At 69.4% G+C, this 16614-nt stretch carries 15 protein-coding genes; 7 read left to right on the top strand and 8 right to left on the bottom strand.

The features are described 5' to 3' along the window. The first annotated feature begins 137 nt into the window (after nucleotides 1-137). From AC1PZ7_RS00915 to moaB, 4 genes are all read left to right on the top strand, one after another. Nucleotides 138-1070 (top strand): ring-cleaving dioxygenase, encoded by a 933-nt coding sequence (locus AC1PZ7_RS00915; RefSeq protein WP_482357643.1) that lies wholly within the window; start codon nucleotides 138-140, stop codon nucleotides 1068-1070. 173 nt (nucleotides 1071-1243) lie between these two features. After that, the gene (locus AC1PZ7_RS00910) at nucleotides 1244-1876 is read left to right on the top strand and encodes an alpha/beta hydrolase (protein ID WP_482357642.1); all 633 of its coding nucleotides are present in this window, start codon (nucleotides 1244-1246) and stop codon (nucleotides 1874-1876) included. 95 nt (nucleotides 1877-1971) lie between these two features. After that, on the top strand, nucleotides 1972-2895 hold the full coding sequence (ypfJ, locus tag AC1PZ7_RS00905; protein WP_482357641.1) for a KPN_02809 family neutral zinc metallopeptidase: 924 nt from the start codon (nucleotides 1972-1974) through the stop codon (nucleotides 2893-2895). 36 nt (nucleotides 2896-2931) lie between these two features. Beyond that, nucleotides 2932-3504 (top strand): molybdenum cofactor biosynthesis protein B, encoded by a 573-nt coding sequence (moaB, locus tag AC1PZ7_RS00900; protein WP_482357640.1) that lies wholly within the window; start codon nucleotides 2932-2934, stop codon nucleotides 3502-3504. A gap of 2 nt (nucleotides 3505-3506) precedes the next feature. Here the strand turns inward: moaB and AC1PZ7_RS00895 are convergent, their stop codons facing one another. Continuing rightward, nucleotides 3507-4103 carry a glycosyltransferase family protein gene (locus AC1PZ7_RS00895; RefSeq protein WP_482357639.1) on the bottom strand — a complete coding sequence of 199 codons (597 nt, stop codon included), beginning with the start codon at nucleotides 4101-4103 and terminating at the stop codon, nucleotides 3507-3509. A 296-nt stretch (nucleotides 4104-4399) separates the two neighbouring features. Here AC1PZ7_RS00895 and AC1PZ7_RS00890 point away from each other — a divergent pair, with 296 nt between their 5' ends. Together AC1PZ7_RS00890 and AC1PZ7_RS00885 are read left to right on the top strand one after the other, a co-directional pair. Further along, nucleotides 4400-5515, top strand: coding sequence for a PA0069 family radical SAM protein (locus AC1PZ7_RS00890; protein ID WP_482359536.1), 1116 nt, complete (start codon nucleotides 4400-4402; stop codon nucleotides 5513-5515). Continuing rightward, nucleotides 5512-6036: a VOC family protein gene (locus AC1PZ7_RS00885; RefSeq protein ID WP_482357638.1), complete on the top strand. Its 525-nt coding sequence runs from the start codon at nucleotides 5512-5514 to the stop codon at nucleotides 6034-6036. Before AC1PZ7_RS00890 ends, AC1PZ7_RS00885 begins: the two co-directional genes overlap by 4 nt. A 192-nt stretch (nucleotides 6037-6228) precedes the next feature. Here the strand turns inward: AC1PZ7_RS00885 and AC1PZ7_RS00880 are convergent, their stop codons facing one another. Beyond that, a complete protein-coding gene (locus AC1PZ7_RS00880; RefSeq protein WP_482357637.1) occupies nucleotides 6229-6888 on the bottom strand; it encodes a DsbA family protein in 660 nt (219 codons plus the stop codon). 103 nt (nucleotides 6889-6991) lie between these two features. Beyond that, nucleotides 6992-7507 carry a DUF721 domain-containing protein gene (locus AC1PZ7_RS00875; RefSeq protein WP_482357636.1) on the bottom strand — a complete coding sequence of 172 codons (516 nt, stop codon included), beginning with the start codon at nucleotides 7505-7507 and terminating at the stop codon, nucleotides 6992-6994. A 64-nt stretch (nucleotides 7508-7571) separates the two neighbouring features. Here AC1PZ7_RS00875 and mutY point away from each other — a divergent pair, with 64 nt between their 5' ends. Further along, nucleotides 7572-8645, top strand: a complete 1074-nt coding sequence (mutY, locus tag AC1PZ7_RS00870; RefSeq protein WP_482357635.1) for an A/G-specific adenine glycosylase — start codon at nucleotides 7572-7574, stop codon at nucleotides 8643-8645. Between the two features lie 19 nt (nucleotides 8646-8664). On the opposite strand, the gene AC1PZ7_RS00865 is transcribed toward mutY, so the two are convergent. From AC1PZ7_RS00865 to AC1PZ7_RS00845, 5 genes are all read right to left on the bottom strand, one after another. Next, nucleotides 8665-9840, bottom strand: a complete 1176-nt coding sequence (locus AC1PZ7_RS00865; protein ID WP_482357634.1) for a DNA methyltransferase — start codon at nucleotides 9838-9840, stop codon at nucleotides 8665-8667. 128 nt (nucleotides 9841-9968) lie between these two features. Next, nucleotides 9969-10622, bottom strand: coding sequence for a methyltransferase family protein (locus AC1PZ7_RS00860; RefSeq protein ID WP_482357633.1), 654 nt, complete (start codon nucleotides 10620-10622; stop codon nucleotides 9969-9971). Nucleotides 10623-10705: 83 nt separating this feature from the next. Beyond that, nucleotides 10706-12052 carry an HlyD family type I secretion periplasmic adaptor subunit gene (locus AC1PZ7_RS00855; RefSeq protein ID WP_482357632.1) on the bottom strand — a complete coding sequence of 449 codons (1347 nt, stop codon included), beginning with the start codon at nucleotides 12050-12052 and terminating at the stop codon, nucleotides 10706-10708. A 26-nt stretch (nucleotides 12053-12078) separates the two neighbouring features. Further along, nucleotides 12079-13848, bottom strand: coding sequence for a type I secretion system permease/ATPase (locus AC1PZ7_RS00850; RefSeq protein WP_482357631.1), 1770 nt, complete (start codon nucleotides 13846-13848; stop codon nucleotides 12079-12081). A 147-nt stretch (nucleotides 13849-13995) separates the two neighbouring features. Next, nucleotides 13996-16476 (bottom strand): M10 family metallopeptidase C-terminal domain-containing protein, encoded by a 2481-nt coding sequence (locus tag AC1PZ7_RS00845; RefSeq protein ID WP_482357630.1) that lies wholly within the window; start codon nucleotides 16474-16476, stop codon nucleotides 13996-13998. Nucleotides 16477-16614 lie beyond the last annotated feature (138 nt).

Below are 16614 nucleotides of genomic sequence, written 5' to 3'. Positions count from 1 at the left end.
CCGGTGCGAAGCGAGCAGAGGATAACAGCAGAAGTGACATTGCGTCAACGCAATTAAGAAGTCATGGCATTGCGTCGATGCCGGGTTATCTCTTGTCCCAGCAAGAGCGCCGGTCGCGCTCGCAAGAGGGCAAGATCATGAACCGCAATGGCATCCATCATGTGACGGCGATTGCCGGCAATGCGCGCCGCAACGTCGAGTTCTACACCCGCACGCTCGGCCTGCGGCTGGTCAAGAAGACCGTGAACTTCGACGATCCCGGCACCTATCACTTCTACTATGGCGACGAGGCGGGCGCCCCGGGCACCATCCTCACCTTCTTCCCGTGGGACCACGTCGCCCCGGGCCGGCTCGGCATCGGCGAGACGCAGGAAACCGCGTTCCGCGTGCCGGAAGGCGCGCTCGGCTACTGGGCGCACCGCTTCGTCGAGAAGGGCGTGGCGCACAGCGCACCGGTGAAGCGCTTCGGCGAGAGCGTGCTGACCTTCAAGGATCCGCATGGCACGCGCCTGTCGCTGGTCGGGATTCCCGGCATCGAGAACGAGCCGGCGTGGAACAATGGCGAGGTGCCCGCTGAGGCGGCCATTCGCGGCTTCCACAGCGTGAACCTGCTGCTGGCCGAGGCGGCGCCGACCGGCGCCATCCTCACCGACGTGTTCGGCTTTCGTGAAATCGGCCGCGAGGGCTCGCTGGTGCGCTTCAAGGCCGAGGGCACGGACATCGGCGGCATCGTCGACATCCATGAGGCCGGCGGCTTCCTGCCCGCCCGCATGGGTGGCGGCTCGGTGCACCACATCGCCTTCCGCGCGGCGGACGACGCCGGGCAGGAGGAAATGGTGAGGAAGCTGGTGGAGAACCACGGCATCGCCACCACGGAGCAGAAGGACCGCAACTACTTCCGGTCGGTCTATTTCCGCGAGCCGGGCCACGTCCTGTTCGAGATCGCCACCGACATCCCCGGCTTCGCCGCGGACGAGGCGCCGGCGAGCCTCGGCGAGGCGCTGAAGCTGCCGGACTTCCTCGAAGGCCGGCGCAGCCAGATCGAGGCCGTGCTGCCCGAGATCGCGTGAACATCCGGCGCCGCCCGTGACAGGGCGGCGCCCCCACCCCGCTCTTCCCTCATGGCCGGGCTTGACCCGGCCACCCAGAGACGCCTCCCGCACCGACGGGACGCCGGATCCCCGGGTCAGGCCCGGGGATGAGGGAAAGGTGGATTCGGGAACTGAACTCTCAGGAGGCCGTGATGACCGATACCGCACTGTCCTTCGTGCATCGCTTCGAGCCCGCCACCGAGGCGGGCGCTCCCCCGCTGCTGCTGCTGCACGGCACCGGCGGCGACGAGAACGACCTGATCCAGCTCGGCCGCATGCTCTCGCCGGGCTCGGCCCTGCTGTCGCCGCGCGGAAAAGTGCTGGAAGGGGGCATGCCGCGCTTCTTCCGCCGCCTGCGCGAGGGCGTGTTCGACGAGGACGACGTGCGCTTTCGTGCCGCCGAACTGGCCGGCTTCATCGCCGAGGCGCGCGCGGCCCATGGCCTTGCCGCGCCGGTGGCGGTGGGCTTCTCCAACGGCGCCAACATCGCCGCCGCGCTGCTGCTGACGCAGCCCGAGGCGCTGGCCGGCGCCGTGCTGCTGCGCGCCATGGTGCCGCTGGCCGATCCGCCGCCGGCGGATCTCGGCGGACGTCCCGTGCTGCTGCTCTCCGGCGCGGTCGATCCCATCGTGCCGGAGGCCAATGCCGGGCGCCTCGCGGCGCAGTTGCGCGCCGCCGGGGCGAGGCTCGACCATCGCACCCTGCCGGTCGGCCACGGCCTTTCGCAGGCCGATCTCACCCTCGCGCGGCAGTGGCTCGCCGCGCCGCAGCCGGTCGCCGCCTGACGGCGAGGGAACCGGATGCCTTCCGGCGCATTGCCGCCACGGTGCGGGTGCATCACAATCGCACCGTGGTGGCGTGCCGTGCGGCGGAGGAAAACATGCGTTGGGGGGATTTCCGGCGTAGCGAGAATGTCGAGGACCGGCGCGGAGACGGCGGCGGCTCTGGCGGCGGCTTCGGCGGCGGACGCGGCCCGCGTATCGGCGGGCGCGGCGGTCTCGGCATCGGCGGGCTGATCGTCATCGGCCTCATCGCCTGGGCGACCGGCATCAATCCGGCGGTGCTGATCGGCGGCGCGGAGATCCTGCTCGGCGACGGCGAGAGCAGCGGTTACAGCCAGCAGCAGCAACCGGCGCCTTCCAAGCGCTCGCTGAGCGCCGAGGACCAGAAGCTCGGCGATTTCGCCGCCGTCGTCCTCGCCCAGACCGAAGATGTCTGGACGCCGGTCTTCAAGGCCGAGGGCAGCACCTATCAGGAGCCCGGGCTGGTGCTGTTCTCGGGCGCGACCCGCTCGGCCTGCGGCATGGCCGATTCGGCGGTTGGGCCGTTCTATTGCCCGCGCGACCAGAAGGTCTATCTCGACACCTCCTTCTTCAAGGAGCTGAGCCAGCGCTTCCGCGCGCCGGGCGACTTCGCCGCCGCCTATGTCATCGCGCACGAGGTCGGCCACCATGTCGAGAACCAGATCGGCCTGCTGCAGAAGGTGCAGGCGCGCCAGCGCCAGGTCTCGCAGGCCGAGGCCAATGCGCTCTCCGTGCGGGTCGAGCTGATGGCCGACTGCCTCGCCGGCGTGTGGGCGCACCATGCCAACGCGCAGTGGCGCATCCTCGAGGACGGCGATATCGAGGAGGCGATGAACGCGGCTTCCGCCATCGGCGACGACCGTCTGCAGAAGCAGGCGCAGGGCTATGTGGTGCCCGACAGCTTCACCCACGGCACTTCCGCCCAGCGGGTGAAATGGTTCCGCCAGGGGCTGGAAGCGGGCTCGCTGCAGCGCTGCAACACCTTCCAGGGCAGCATCTGACATCTGCCCGCGACGATTGACCGCCGAGAGGCCGACATGACTTCCCAGACGCCTGCCGAAACGCCCTTCGTGCCGCTTTCGATCGCGGTGCTGACGATCTCCGACAGCCGCACCTTCGAGGACGACCGCTCCGGTTCCACGCTGGCCGAGCGGATTGAAAAGGCCGGCCACCGCCTCGCCGCGCGCGCCATCGTGCCCGACGATGTCGAGGCGATCCGCGCGCAGGTCTCGGGCTGGATCGCCGACCCGGCGATCGACGTCGTCATCACCACCGGCGGCACCGGCTTCACCGGCCGCGACGTCACCCCGGAGGCGATCGAGCCGCTGTTCGAGAAGCGCATGGAAGGCTTCTCGACCGTGTTCCACATGGTGTCGTTCCAGAAGATCGGCACCTCGACGCTGCAGAGCCGCGCCACCGCCGGGGTCGCCAATGCGACCTATGTCTTCTGCCTGCCGGGCTCGCCCGGCGCCTGCCGCGACGGCTGGGACGAGATTCTCGCGCACCAGCTCGATATCCGTCACAAGCCCTGCAATTTCGTCGAGATCCTGCCCCGGCTGGACGAGCACCTCAAGCGCGGCAAGCTGCGCGCGCCGGCCGGCGGCGCCTGAGGTCAGCTCTCCGGCAGCAGCATCTGCGAGCGCAGCAGCGCCAGCCTTGCGCGGCCGATGCGGGCGATCAGCCGGCGCGTCGCGTGCGGGCCGGGCGGGTGGCCGCCCAGCGCCTCGTAGAAGCGGCGGTGGATCAGCAGGCCCTGCTCGGGGCGCGGCCGCCCGATGAGCGCATGGCGCACCATGGCGGCGGTTTCCTTCATCCGCGGGGCGACGCCGAAACCGTCCAGCGCCAGGCGGAAGGTCGCCGCCCGCCGGTCGGTGGCACCGGTGCGCTCGACCTGATCGGTGAAGCTGCGCACCTCGCGCGTCCAGCCGTCCTGCAGCAGGCCCTGCGGCTCCAGGAACATCAGCCAGTGGCTCCGCGCCGCCGCCGCGCCTTGGCGCAGCCGGGCGCCGGGGTCGGCGGTGCCGGCGACATACTCGCAGCCCGCCGCATCGGCGATCTCGGCGACGTCGGGCGATCCGGTGAAATCGACCAGCAGCACCTCGCGCACGATGCCGGCGGCGGCGCCCGGAACCAGCGCCGCCAGGGTCGGAATCAGCAGCTTGGCTGTCTCACCTGTGGGAATGACGACCGAGATCACGCGTCCAGCCACCCTCGACGATCTTGCCTTGGAATTGGCCGGCGGCCTTATGGAGCAAGCATTTTCCTGCCTATAGCACCCATCCGCGCGCGTACAGCCCGGCCGTCGCAATTCAGTCAATGTTCTTGATATGTTCTCATAAGTGCGCTAGAGAATCCATCATGGAACGCCGCCCTCCCGAGACCCGCGCCGGTGCCCCCGGCTCCCCTCCCGCCCCCCGGCATGTGGGCCGGCTGGCGCAGGAGAGGCGCGCCCGGCGGGAGGAGGAGCGCAGCGCCGCCGGTCGCGATGTCTCCACCCTGTCGGAGATGGACGCCGCGCCGCCGCCGCCCACGCCCGACTGGATGGTCGACGCCGAGCGCCGGCGCGGGCGCGGCGCGCTCTCCAACGCCGCGGGGCGCTTCGAGCCGCACAGCCGCGAGCGTTTCGACGATGGCTGGCTGGGGCTGGACGACCTGCCGCCCTTCCGCACCAGCGTCACGGTGGAGCGGGCGCGCACCATCATCAACCGCAACGATTCGCCTGATGTCGGCTTCGACCGCTCGATCAACCCCTATCGCGGCTGCGAGCATGGCTGCGTCTACTGCTTCGCGCGGCCGACCCATGCCTATCAGGGCCTGTCCGCCGGGCTCGACTTCGAGACGAAGCTATTCGCCAAGCCGGACGCGCCGGAGCTGCTGGCGAAGGAACTCTCCCGGCCCGGCTACGAGCCGCGCACCATCGCGCTCGGCATCAATACCGATGCCTACCAGCCGATCGAGCGCGAATGGCGGCTGACGCGGCGCATTCTCGAAGTGCTGCGTGATTTCGGCCATCCGGTCGGCATCGTCACCAAATCGGCGCTGGTGCTGCGCGACCTCGACATCCTCGCGCCCATGGCCGAGCGGGGCCTGGTGAAGGTGGCGCTTTCCATCACCTCGCTCGACCACAAGCTCGCCCGCATCATGGAGCCGCGCGCCGCCACGCCGCCGCGCCGGCTCGAGGCCATCCGCCGGCTCTCCGAGGCCGGCGTGCCGACGGCGGTGCTGGTGGCGCCGGTCATTCCCGCCGTCACCGACGCGGAGTTGGAGCGCATCCTCGACGCCGCCGTGGCCGCTGGCGCCGGCGAGGCCGGCTATGTCATGCTGCGCGTGCCGCTGGAGATCCGCGACCTGTTCAAGGAATGGCTGCTGGCGCATTTCCCCGACCGCTACCGCCATGTGCTCTCGCTGCTGAAGGAGCTGCATGGCGGGCGCGAATATGATTCGACCTTCGGCCAGCGCATGACCGGCTCGGGGCCCTATGCCTGGACCGTGGCGCGGCGCTTCGAGATCGCGGCGGAACGGCTGGGCCTCAATCGGCGCCACACGCGCCTGACCACCCGCCATTTCAACCGTCCGCCAAAGGCGGGCGAGCAATTGTCGCTGTTCGGGGAAGAGGCATGAGCGCCGGGATCATGGACGACCGACCGAGGGAGGGAAGGATGGAGAAGGAGGCGGAGAGCCCGCCGGGCACCGCGCCGTTCCGCCGCGCCGGGCCGCCGCTGCGCCTGTCGCTGGTCACGCTGGGCGTCGCCGATCTGGCGCGCGCGGTCGCCTTCTACGAGGCGCTGGGCCTGCGGCGGCAGGTGAAGGCGGCCGAGGGCGCCGCCTTCTTCGATGCCGGCGGCGTGGTGCTGTCGCTCTATCCGCGCCACGAACTGGCCGCCGATGCCGGGGTGCTGCCGGGCCGCACCGGGCAGTTCGGCGGCATCGCGCTCGCCTGCAACCGGGTGAGCCGGGCCGAGGTCGACACGACGCTGATCCGCGCCGTTGCCGCCGGCGGACGGGCGCTCAGGCCGGCGCAGCCGACCTTCTGGGGCGGCTATTCCGGCTATGTCGCCGATCCGGACGGCCATCCCTGGGAGATCGCGCACAATCCCGGCTTCCCGTTCGACGAGGCGGGGCGCATCGTCCTGCCGGAATGAGCGGGCGGGGCGGCGGCCGGTGGTGCGCCGGCAAAAAGGAAAGCCCGGCTCGGGGCCGGGCTTTCGGGTCGTCAGGTCTGGCCGGGTGCGGCGAGCGTGCCAGCCCGTGCGGGGCTATGACGGGGCGCGCCGGAGGTCGGCGGGACGATGGCCGGCGGGAGCGACGCCCGCGCGGGTCCCGCCAAGCGCCGATCAATTGCCGCCGAGCAGCGGCGCCAGTTCCTTGTCGAGGGCTTCCGGGCTCATGGCGCCGGCGACCTTCTTGCCGTTGATGAAGAAGGTCGGCGTCGAATCGATGCCGAATTCGGTCGCGCCGCGCTTGGCGACCTCGTCGATCTCGCCGGCCAGCTTGGTGTTGTTGAGGCAGGCGTTGAACTGGTCCTCGGTCATGCCACTCTGCTTGGCGATGGCGAGCAGGGCCTGGGCCGGGTTGTTGCCGAAGGCCCAGTTCTTCTGCGTCTCGAACAGCGTGCCGGTCATCGGGTAGTATTTGCCCTCGCCCGCGCAGCGCGCCAGCATGAAGGCGGCCTTGGCGACGATGTCGAGCGGGAATTCGCGCAGGATGAAGCGCACCTTGCCGGTGTCGATGTACTTCTCCTTCAGCACCGGGAAGGTGGTCTCGTGGAAATGCGCGCAGTGGCCGCAGGTCAGCGAGGCGTATTCGACGATGGTGACCGGCGCGTCGGCCTTGCCGAGCACCTGGTCGGGCAGCGCGCCCGGCGCCATCAGCTTGGCGGTGTCCACGCTCTGCGCCTGCGCGCGACCGAGGAAGCCGGCACCGAAGCTGGAGAGGGCGGCGACGGAGAGGGCGAGGGTGCCGATACCTTCGAGGAAGCGACGGCGGTCGATCATGGTCGGTCTCCAGAAGACGGCCGGACGTCGTCGCCGGCTTCGTAAGGCCTAGCGCCTACAGGCAGCGCGCGAACATGGCAACGGTGCGGCGCGCAACGCAACGTCACCGCTGCGTGAAAACGGGGGCGGCGCGCCTGCGCTTGTCGCGTACGACCAGCGCGCCGAGCCGGGCGAGCGAGGCGGCGAGCGCGGGGTCCTCGAACGGGCCGACCGCGCGGTCGAGCCGGCGCTCGATCTCGCCGCGCTCGGCCGCATCCGGCTCGACGAAGGCGCGGCGCGCGCGCGGGCGCGGCACCGGCCCCTGGCGCAGCGCCAGCCGGCCGATGCAGCGCCAGCCGAAATAGCGGTTCACCCGCTCGATCACGACCGGGGCGTCGTGCTGCAGCTCGATGGCGAAGCCGCCCTCGACGCGGATGTGCAGCACGCCGGGCTCGGCGCTCTCGGCGCGGGACGGCCAGGCGAGCTTAATCGGCAGCGCGCGCGCCGCCAGCGCCTCGCCGACGATCTCCGCCCAGCGGGTGACGATCTCGACCGAGGCGAGGCCGCGCTGGCGGCAGCTCTCGGCGATGGTCGCGTCGATCAGGTCGGCGAGCGGGCGCGGGGTGGAGCGTCGGGCCATCGGCAACTCATCTTGCCCATGGCGGCCGATGCGGCCACCTTGCGGGCGTCAGCCAGAGGATCGCATGCCCGCCGCCGCCAATCCAGTTCCTCCCGTCGCCGTTCCCGCGCGCCACGATCCGGCGGCGCTGCTCGCCTGGTACGACCGCCACCGCCGCCAGCTGCCCTGGCGTGCCGCGCCGGGCCGGAGGCAGGAGCCCTACCGCGTCTTCCTCTCCGAGATCATGCTGCAGCAGACCACCGTGGTGACGGTTACGCCCTATTACGACGCCTTCCTCGCGCGCTGGCCGAGCGTCGAGGCGCTGGCGGGCGCGCCGCTGGAGGAGGTGCTCTCCGCCTGGGCGGGGCTCGGCTATTACGCCCGGGCGCGCAACCTGCACGCCTGCGCCCGGGCGGTGGTCGCGCGCCATGGCGGCCGCTTCCCCGCCGAGGAGGAGGCGCTGCTCGCCCTGCCCGGCATCGGCCCCTACACGGCGGCGGCGATCGCCTCCATCGCCTTCGACCGCCGCGCCGCGCCGGTCGACGGCAATTGGGAGCGCGTGGTCGCCCGGCTGTTCGCCGTCGAGGAACCGCTGCCGAAGGCGCGCGGCCGGCTGAGGGCGCTGGCGCTCACCTTGCTGCCGCAGGCGCGCCACGGCGATTTCGCGCAGGCGATGATGGATCTCGGCGCGACCATCTGCACGCCGCGCAAGCCCGCCTGCGGGCTGTGCCCGTGGATGGGGGACTGTCTTGGGCGGGCCGAGGGCGAGCCGGAACGCTATCCGGTGAAGGCAGCCAAGGCGGCCCGGCCGACGCGGCAGGGCATCGCCTTCCTCGCCGTGCGGGCGGACGGCGCGGTGCTGGTGCGCTCGCGCGCCGCCAAGGGGCTGCTCGGCGGCATGAGCGAGGTGCCCTCGACGCCGTGGGAGCCGGGCGGGGTGGCCAACCCGGCGGCGCACGCCCCGCTCAAAGCGTCGTGGACGGCGCTCAACACGTCCGTGACCCACATCTTCAGCCATTTCGCGCTGGAGCTGCAGCTCTGGCGGGCGGATGTTGCCGCAACCGTCGCCGCTCCCGCCGGGCACCGCTGGGTGCGGCCGGAGGGATTCGACGCCGAGGCCTTCCCGAGCGTCATGCGCAAGGTCCTGGCGCGACGGTGACGCCGCGCCGTCCGCGGTGCTATTCCGCCGCTATCGCCATTTCCGAGCGCACCACGGCGCGCAGCGTGTCGATCGGCTTGAGCCCCTCGCGGGTCTGGATGTGCCAGTAGGTCCAGCCATTGCAGGCTTCGATGCCCTGCGCCATGGCGCCGGCGCGGTGGATCGAGCCGATCTGGCCGAGGCCCGGCGCGGTCTCCAGCGACAGCGTGCCGTCGGCCCGCACCAGCGCGCGGACCCGCAAGCGGGCATCGGTGAGCAGGGTGCCGGGTGCCACCAGGCCGCGCTCGACCAGCGAATTGAAGGCGACGCGCGGCGCCTCGCGGGCGGTCGGCGCGGTGGCGAGGGCGAGGTCGGGCAGCGGCTCGACGGCGTCGATGCGCGCCTGCGCGGCGTCGGCATAGGTGGCGTCGCGCTCGATGCCGACGAAATGCCGGCCGAGCCGCTTGGCCACCGCCGCCGTGGTGCCGGAGCCGAGGAAGGGGTCGAGCACCACGTCGCCGGGCTTCGAGGCGGAGAGGATGATGCGCGCCAGCAGCGCCTCGGGCTTCTGCGTCGGGTGCACCTTGTGGCCGTCCTCGCCCTTCAGCCGCTCATGTCCGGAGCAGATCGGGAACAGCCAGTCGGAGCGCATCTGCACATCCTCATTGGCCGCCTTCATCGCCTCGTAATTGAAGGTGTAGCCCTTGGCGCCCGGCTCGCGCGCCGCCCAGATCAGCGTCTCATGCGCATTGGTGAAGCGCCGGCCGCGAAAATTCGGCATCGGGTTGGTCTTGCGCCAGACGATGTCGTTGAGGATCCAGAAGTCGAGATCCTGCAGCATGGCGCCGACGCGGAAGATGTTGTGGTAGGAGCCGATCACCCACAGCGTGCCGCTCGGCTTGAGCACCCGGCGCACGGCGAGCAGCCAGGCGCGGCTGAAGGCGTCATAGGCCTCGAAGCTGTCGAACTTGTCCCAGGCGTCGTCCACCGCGTCGACCCGGCTGTCGTCGGGCCGCTTCAATTCGCCCTGGAGCTGGAGATTATAGGGCGGATCGGCGAAGACGAGATCGACCGAGGCGGCCGGCAGCCGCGACAGCGCGGCGATGCAGTCGCCGCGCAGAATGGTGTCGAGGGGAAGCTCGGAGGACAGGCCGACTGGGCGAGCGACACCGGATCGGGAAGCCCGGTGGGCCTCCCCGCTACGAACCACCTTCATGGACGCTCAACCCTACTCGTACAGGACGCAACGGAACTCGTGTGTCCACAATGTCCGTCGAGCAGGGTAAACACCGGGTAAAGGGGTATCGTACCTTTGTCGCGATATGCGCGCGGGAGCGGTCCCGCTCAGGGCACCGTCCACAGGATCGGCAGCAGGCCCTCCGCCTGGGCGAACTCGATGCCCTCGGCCAGCGGGATGGCGGCGAGGAAGACGCAGGCATCGACGAAGGTGCGCACCACCAGCTGCGGCCGGATCTCCAGCGTATCGACATTGCGCCACAGCCAGACGTTCGGCAGGAAGCGCGGCACCCGTGCCTTGTAGGCGAGATAGGGCTCGCCGAACCTCTCGGAGAGGAAGCGCTCTTCCTTGCGCACCACGATGGTGAAGACCAGCAGGGTGATGAGCGTCGCCGCCACGGCGGCGGTGATGCTGCCGAACTGTGCGCCGGCGCCCGCCGCGCCAATGAACGAGAAGAAGTAGAGCGGGTTGCGGCACATCGAATAGGGGCCGACATCGACCAGCGTCGCCTTCTTGCGCCCGCCTATGTAGAGCGAGCACCAGGTGCGCCCGACGATGGCGACCGCCATCAGGGCGCGGCCGGAATGTTCGATGATCTCGTGGAGGCCGAACTCGTCGCCGTCCGGCCATACCGAATGGCCGAAGAGCAGGACGCCGACAGCGACCGTGCCGAGCGCGTAGAGCACCAGCTTGCGGACGCTCTGGACGGCGGCGATGTCGAAGCTCGGCGTGGCCGGCGGCGTGCGCGGTGTATCGGTCATGCAGGCGATTCCGTGAGGGATGAAACAGGCCATCAACGCGCGCGTCGCGGCTTTTTTCAGGCGCCGCCGGTCGAGCCCCCGCCTCAGGCCTTGAAGGCCCGGGCCAGCTGATCGAGCAGCGGCTTCATCATGTAGGACCACACGCTCCGGTCGCCGGTCTTGATGTGAACCTCCGCCGGCATGCCGGGCAGCAGCGTCTTGGAGCCGACAAGGCATGTGTCCTCGGGATCGAGGCCGATCCGGGCGACATAGAACGGCATCTGGATTCGCGCGTCGCGCACCAGATCGGCGGAGATGCGCTGGATCGAGCCCCTGCACTCCGGCGTCGAGGCCATGTCGAAGGCGGAGAAGCGGATGAGGACCGGCTGGCTCAGGCTGAGGTCGTCGATCTCATGGGGGGGAATGCGCGCTTCCACCACCAGCGTGTCGTTGTCCGGCACGATCTGCATGACGACTTCGCCGGGCGCGATGACCGCGCCGCGCGCATGCACGGCGAGTTCCTGCACGATACCCGCCTGCGGCGCGCGGATGTCGGTGCGCGCGAGCTGGTCCTCGGCCGCGAGCTTGCGTTCGGTCAGCTCGGCGCGGCGCCCTTCGGTCTCGCGCAGATCCCGGATCACCTCCGTGCGCATGGCCTCCTCGAGCTGGAGGATCTGCAGTTCGGTCTCCGTGATCCGGCCCTCGGTCTCCGCCACCGCCGCGATCAGCCGGCCGGCCTCGCCGTGCAGTCTGGCGGCCTCGCGCTGCAGCGCGCTGAGCCGGTCGATGGAGACGAGGTTCTGCGCGTAGAGCTTCTCGACGCCGGCCAGTTCCCGGCGCATGACGCCCTCGGCCTCGGTGATGGCGCGCTGCTGGGCCTCGAGCCCCTCGATCTGCCGATCGAGCTGTCCCGCGCGCTCGCGCAGCTGCGCCTTCTGCCCGGCCAGTCCCTTGCGGCGGCTTTCGAAGAAGATGCGCTCGCCGGTCATGGCGGCGACGACGTCGGCATCGTCGCCGCGGCCGGCGAAGGCGTCCGGCAGCGCCACCTCCGCCCGTCCGAGCTGTTCCGCGTTCAGGCGGGCTTCGCGGGCGACGGCGCTGTCGAGCTGTTGCTTGATGATCTGCAGATTGGCCTGCGTCAGCGTCTCGTCGAGATGGATCAGCAAGTCGTCGGCGGCCACGAGGTCGCCGTCGCGGACCTTGATCGCGTCGACGATGCCGCCGATCTGATGGCGCACCGGCTTGACGTTGCTCTGCACCACGACCGTACCCGGCACGATCACCGCGCCCGACAGGGTGGTGAGGGCCGCCCATCCGCCAAGTCCCGCCACGAGCAGCAGGGTGATGCCCAGCCCGATCAGCAGCGTGCTGCGGATTCCATCCTCCTCGGACGCCTCCGCCACGTCGCGATGGGCAGGGTCGGGCGGGAGCTTTCCCGTCATGTCAAGCATGGGACGACCGTGGTCCGGGGGAGCGCCTAGGCGGGCTGTACGCCATTCATCCTCTCCTCGGCGGCGGCCTGGGCCGCGGGTGCGTCGGCGGCATCCGGCTGCGTCACCCTGGCCAGCACCTCGGCCTTCGGGCCAAAGGCCTGGGCCATGCCCTGGTTCATGAAGAGCAGCTGGTCGAGATGTGCCAGGGCGGACGGCCGGTGCGCGACGACGATGACGATGCCGCCGCGCCGGCGCACGGAGAGCACGGCGGCGGCCAGCGCCACCTCGCCATCCGCGTCGAGATTCGAGTTGGGCTCGTCCAGCGCGACGAGGAACGGCTCGCCATACAGCGCCCGGGCGAGGCCGATGCGCTGGCGCTGGCCGGCCGAGAGCGCCAGGCCGTTCGGACCGATCTGCGTGTCGAAGCCGTCGGGAAGCCGGCGCACCATCGAATCCACGCCCGCGGCATCGGCGGCCGCCAGAATGGCGCGGGGATCGGCATCCTCCTGGAAGCGCGCGATGTTCTGGGCGATCGTGCCCTCGAACAGCTCGATGTCCTGCGGGAGATAGCCGATGTCGCGCCCGAGGATCTCCGCGTTCCACTGGTCGAGGCTGGCATGGTCGAGGCGCACGGAGCCGCGCTGGGCGGTCCATATGCCGACCAGAGCCCGCAGCAGGGTCGACTTGCCGGCGGCGCTCGGGCCGATGATGCCGAGCCCCGCCCCGGCCGTCAGCGAGAAGCTGACATTGGCGATGATCGCCTTCTGCGTACCCGGAGCGGCGACGCTCAGCCCCTGGACCTCGAGGCTCGTCCTGGGGCGGGGCAGCAACATGGTCTCCCGCCAGCGGGCGAAGGTCTCGAGCGATCTGGACAGAAGCGCGTAGCTCTGCCGCGCGCTGATGAAGCCGCGCCAGTTGCCGATGGCGAGGTCCACCGGCGCCAGGGCGCGGCTCAGGGCGATCGAGGAGGCGATGATCACGCCGCCGGTAGCCTGGCCCGTCACCACCAGATAGGCGCCGACGCCGAGGATCAGCGACTGGAAGATCATGCGGAGCGTGCGTGACACCGCGCCGGTCGCGCCGATCGCGTCGGAGACGCTCTGCTGGTCGCGCAGGAATTGCTGGCTGCGCCGGCTCCAGCGCCGGCCGAAACGGTCGACGAGCCCCATGGCGCGGACCACTTCGGCATTGCGCCGCGCCGCTTCCGCATCCTGCTGCCGCGAGACCAGCGACGCCGTGGCGCGCTTGGTCGGGTTGCGCGCGAGGCGGTCGGCGACGAGGGTGAGCGCCACGCTCAGCACCGCCGCCGCCGTTGCCAGCACTCCGAGGAGCGGGTGCAGGACATAGATGAGCGCGAGATAGAAGGGCAGCCACGGCAGGTCGAAGAAGGCGCCGGGTCCGGTGCCCGACAGGAAGCCCCGGATCTGGTCGAGATCGCGTATCGGCTGTATGCGCTGGCCCTCCGGGCCCGCCTGCAACGGCACCGCCAGCGAAGCGGCGAACGCGTCGCGCTGGAGCAGACGGTCGAGCCGGTTGGCGATGCGGATCAGCAGCCGGGAGCGGATGAATTCGAGCAGTCCCAGCGCCACATAGAGCCCGACCATCAGGATCGTCAGGCCGATGAGCGTCGGTATGCTGCCGGAAGGCAGCACCCGGTCGTAGATCTGCAGCATGTAGAGCGGGCCGGTCATGCCGAGGATGTTGATCAGGCAGGAGAACAGCCCGACGCCGACAAAGGCCGCCCGGCAGCTGGCGAAGGCTCTCCGAAGCACCGTGGAGTGCGAGTCCGAACTGGCCGGGTGCAGGGCGTTCATGGCGCGGCGATACTTCAAATGGCGAGGTCGGCAATCAGGACGTGAACCGCATCGACGGCGACGAGGTCTCCCGGCCAATATCGGCCCGGCAGCATAGCGCAGAAATGCCTTCCGCGCGCCGATGCATCGCGTGGGATTCGCGGACCGCTAGCCGATCTGAAAGTCGCCGGCGGTCAGCGCGAGGCCGGTGCCGAGCTGGGCGAAGCGGATCGCCCCGCCGGAGCCGGAGCCGTTGAAGTCGTACATCAGGGCGCCCGTTGAGGAATTGTAGATGATCCGGTCGTTCGCATCGTGCGCGGCGGCACCGATGTAGAACGCGTTCGTTGCCAGCGCCCCGATCGCTCCGGCGGCGGTGAAGATGGCATCGTCCAGCCAGATCGTGTCGTCGACTGCCGCGAAGTCCTTGATCGCGTCGACATTGCTTGTCGCGTTCAGGGCCGTGTTGAAGGCGAATATGTCTCTGCCGGCGCCGCCGGTCATTGCATCGTTGCCAGCTCTTCCGTTGAGGACGTTGGCGGCGGCGTTGCCGATCAGCGTATTGGCGAGCGCATTGCCGGTGGCATTGATCGCCGCGCTGCCGATGAGCACGAGATGCTCGACGCTGCCCTTGATATGGGCGGTGTCCGACAGGCTGAAGCTGACCGAGGAACTGATCCGGTCGCTGCCGCCCGAGCCGGCGATGCTTTCGTCGACGATGTCGCCGGCATTGTCGACGACATAGATGTCGTTGCCGCCGACGCCGGACATGTGGTCGACGCCGGCCCTGCCGTCGAGGACGTTGATGGCGGCGTTGCCGACCAGCCGGTTGGCAACGGCATTGCCGGTGGCGTTGATCGCCGCGCTGCCGGTGAGCATGAGGTGCTCGACGCTGCCCTTGATATGGGCGGTGTCCGACAGGCTGAAGCTGACCGAGGCATAGATCCGGTCGCTGCCGTTCGAGCCGGCGGTGCTCTCGTCGACGATGTCGCCGGCATTGTCGACGATGTAGACATCGTTGCCACCGACGCCGGACATGTGGTCGATGCCGGCCCTGCCGTCGAGGACGTTGATGGCGGCGTTGCCGACCAGCCGGTTGGCAACGGCATTGCCGGTGGCGTTGATCGCCGCGCTGCCGGTGAGCATGAGGTGCTCGACGCTGCCCTTGATATGGACGGTGTCCGACAGGCTGAAGCTGACCGAGGCATAGATCCGGTCGCTGCCATTCGAGCCGGCGGTGCTCTCGTCGACGATGTCGCCGGCATTGTCGACGATGTAGACGTCGTTGCCGCCGACGCCGGACATGTGGTCGATGCCGGCCCTGCCGTCGAGGACGTTGATGGCGGTGTTGCCGACCAGCCGATTGGCAACGGCATTGCCGGTGGCGTTGATCGCCGCGCTGCCGGTGAGCATGAGGTGCTCGACGCTGCCCTTGATATGGACGGTGTCCGACAGGCTGAAGCTGACCGAGGCATAGATCCGGTCGCTGCCATTCGAGCCGGCGAGGCTCTCGTCGACGATGTCGCCGGCATTGTCGACGATGTAGACGTCGTTGCCGCCGACGCCATACATGTGGTCGGTGCCGGCCCTGCCGTTGAGCGTGTTGATGGCAGCGTTGCCGACCATCGAATCATTGCCCGAGCCGCCGATGGCATTCTCGATCAGCGAGCGGGTATCGCCGTTATACTGCAGCGCGTTGAACAGGTTGCCGCGGGCGTAGTTGCCGTCTCCGAGATAGGCCTGCTGCGCGCTCGACATCAGCGACCATCCGCCGGGGGCGAGGCTGATCGACTGGCCGGAGGTGTAGTTGGAAAAATCGTAGGTGTCGGTGCCGCCGCCGTCCCAGACCGTCAGGAACACGCGGTTGCCGCCCGGCGCGCCCTGGCCGACGCCGTTGATGAACATCTCGCCGGTCGAGGACGAGAACTTATAGACCGAGTTGCCCGCATTGGTCGTGAAGTCGGCGCCATACATCTCCTGGATCGCCGCGATGTCGTACATCATCAGCGTCTGGGCGAAGTCCCACGAACCGTTGCTGTAGCCAGTGCCCGGACTCCCGACATATGACTTGTACGTCATGATGGAGAATTCCATGCTGTCATGAGCGTAGGTCATCGCCGTGTTGCCGGGACCACCCGACTCCTGGCCGTGCTTGAGGCCGAGCGCATGGCCGATCTCGTGCAGGGTCGAGTGGTAGGCGTAGTTGCCCTTGGTCGGGAAGCGCATCTCGCTCGACCCGGTCTGCGTGCCGAACCACACGTCACCGCCGGTATAGTGGGCGCTCGGGTAATAGGCATAGGCGGTGGGCTGGGCCTCGTTCGACATGCCGAAGCGCAGCGTCGCGCTCCCCGGACTGGCGGCGTTTTCCGTGAAGGAAAGATTGGAGACGGCCGCATATTGTGCCAGCGCCGCTCGCACGGCCGTCTGCATCTGTGGCGTCAGCGACTGGAACGTCGAGGTTTCGGCGCCATAGGACCCGTACTGGCTTCCGCTGGTGGGAAACGAGAAGCTCAGCGAGGTCGTTGCCCACGCCGTGCCGATGAGAAGTCCGTCGACATCCTGATTGCCGGTGGCCAGGACGCTGACCGTCGAGGTCGCCGAGCCATTCCGCACCGGGACGGCAAACGCACTGCCTGCGTAGCTGTACGTCATCGATCGTGCCCCCGATCCAGACCCGAGCCTGTCGCTGAATGGCACAGGACGGTCATTCGCGTTGGGGAAGCTTTATCGATGGTTGCATCGTACGCAAGCGTAGAGTGCGTCCGTTGGCACGGATCGAGGTGTTTTGAT

The sequence above is a fragment of the Ancylobacter sp. TW_SC_1 genome, assembly GCF_056836805.1.
The sequence above is the reverse complement of the archived record's forward strand: the minus strand, read 5'-3'. Positions and strand labels throughout refer to the sequence as shown.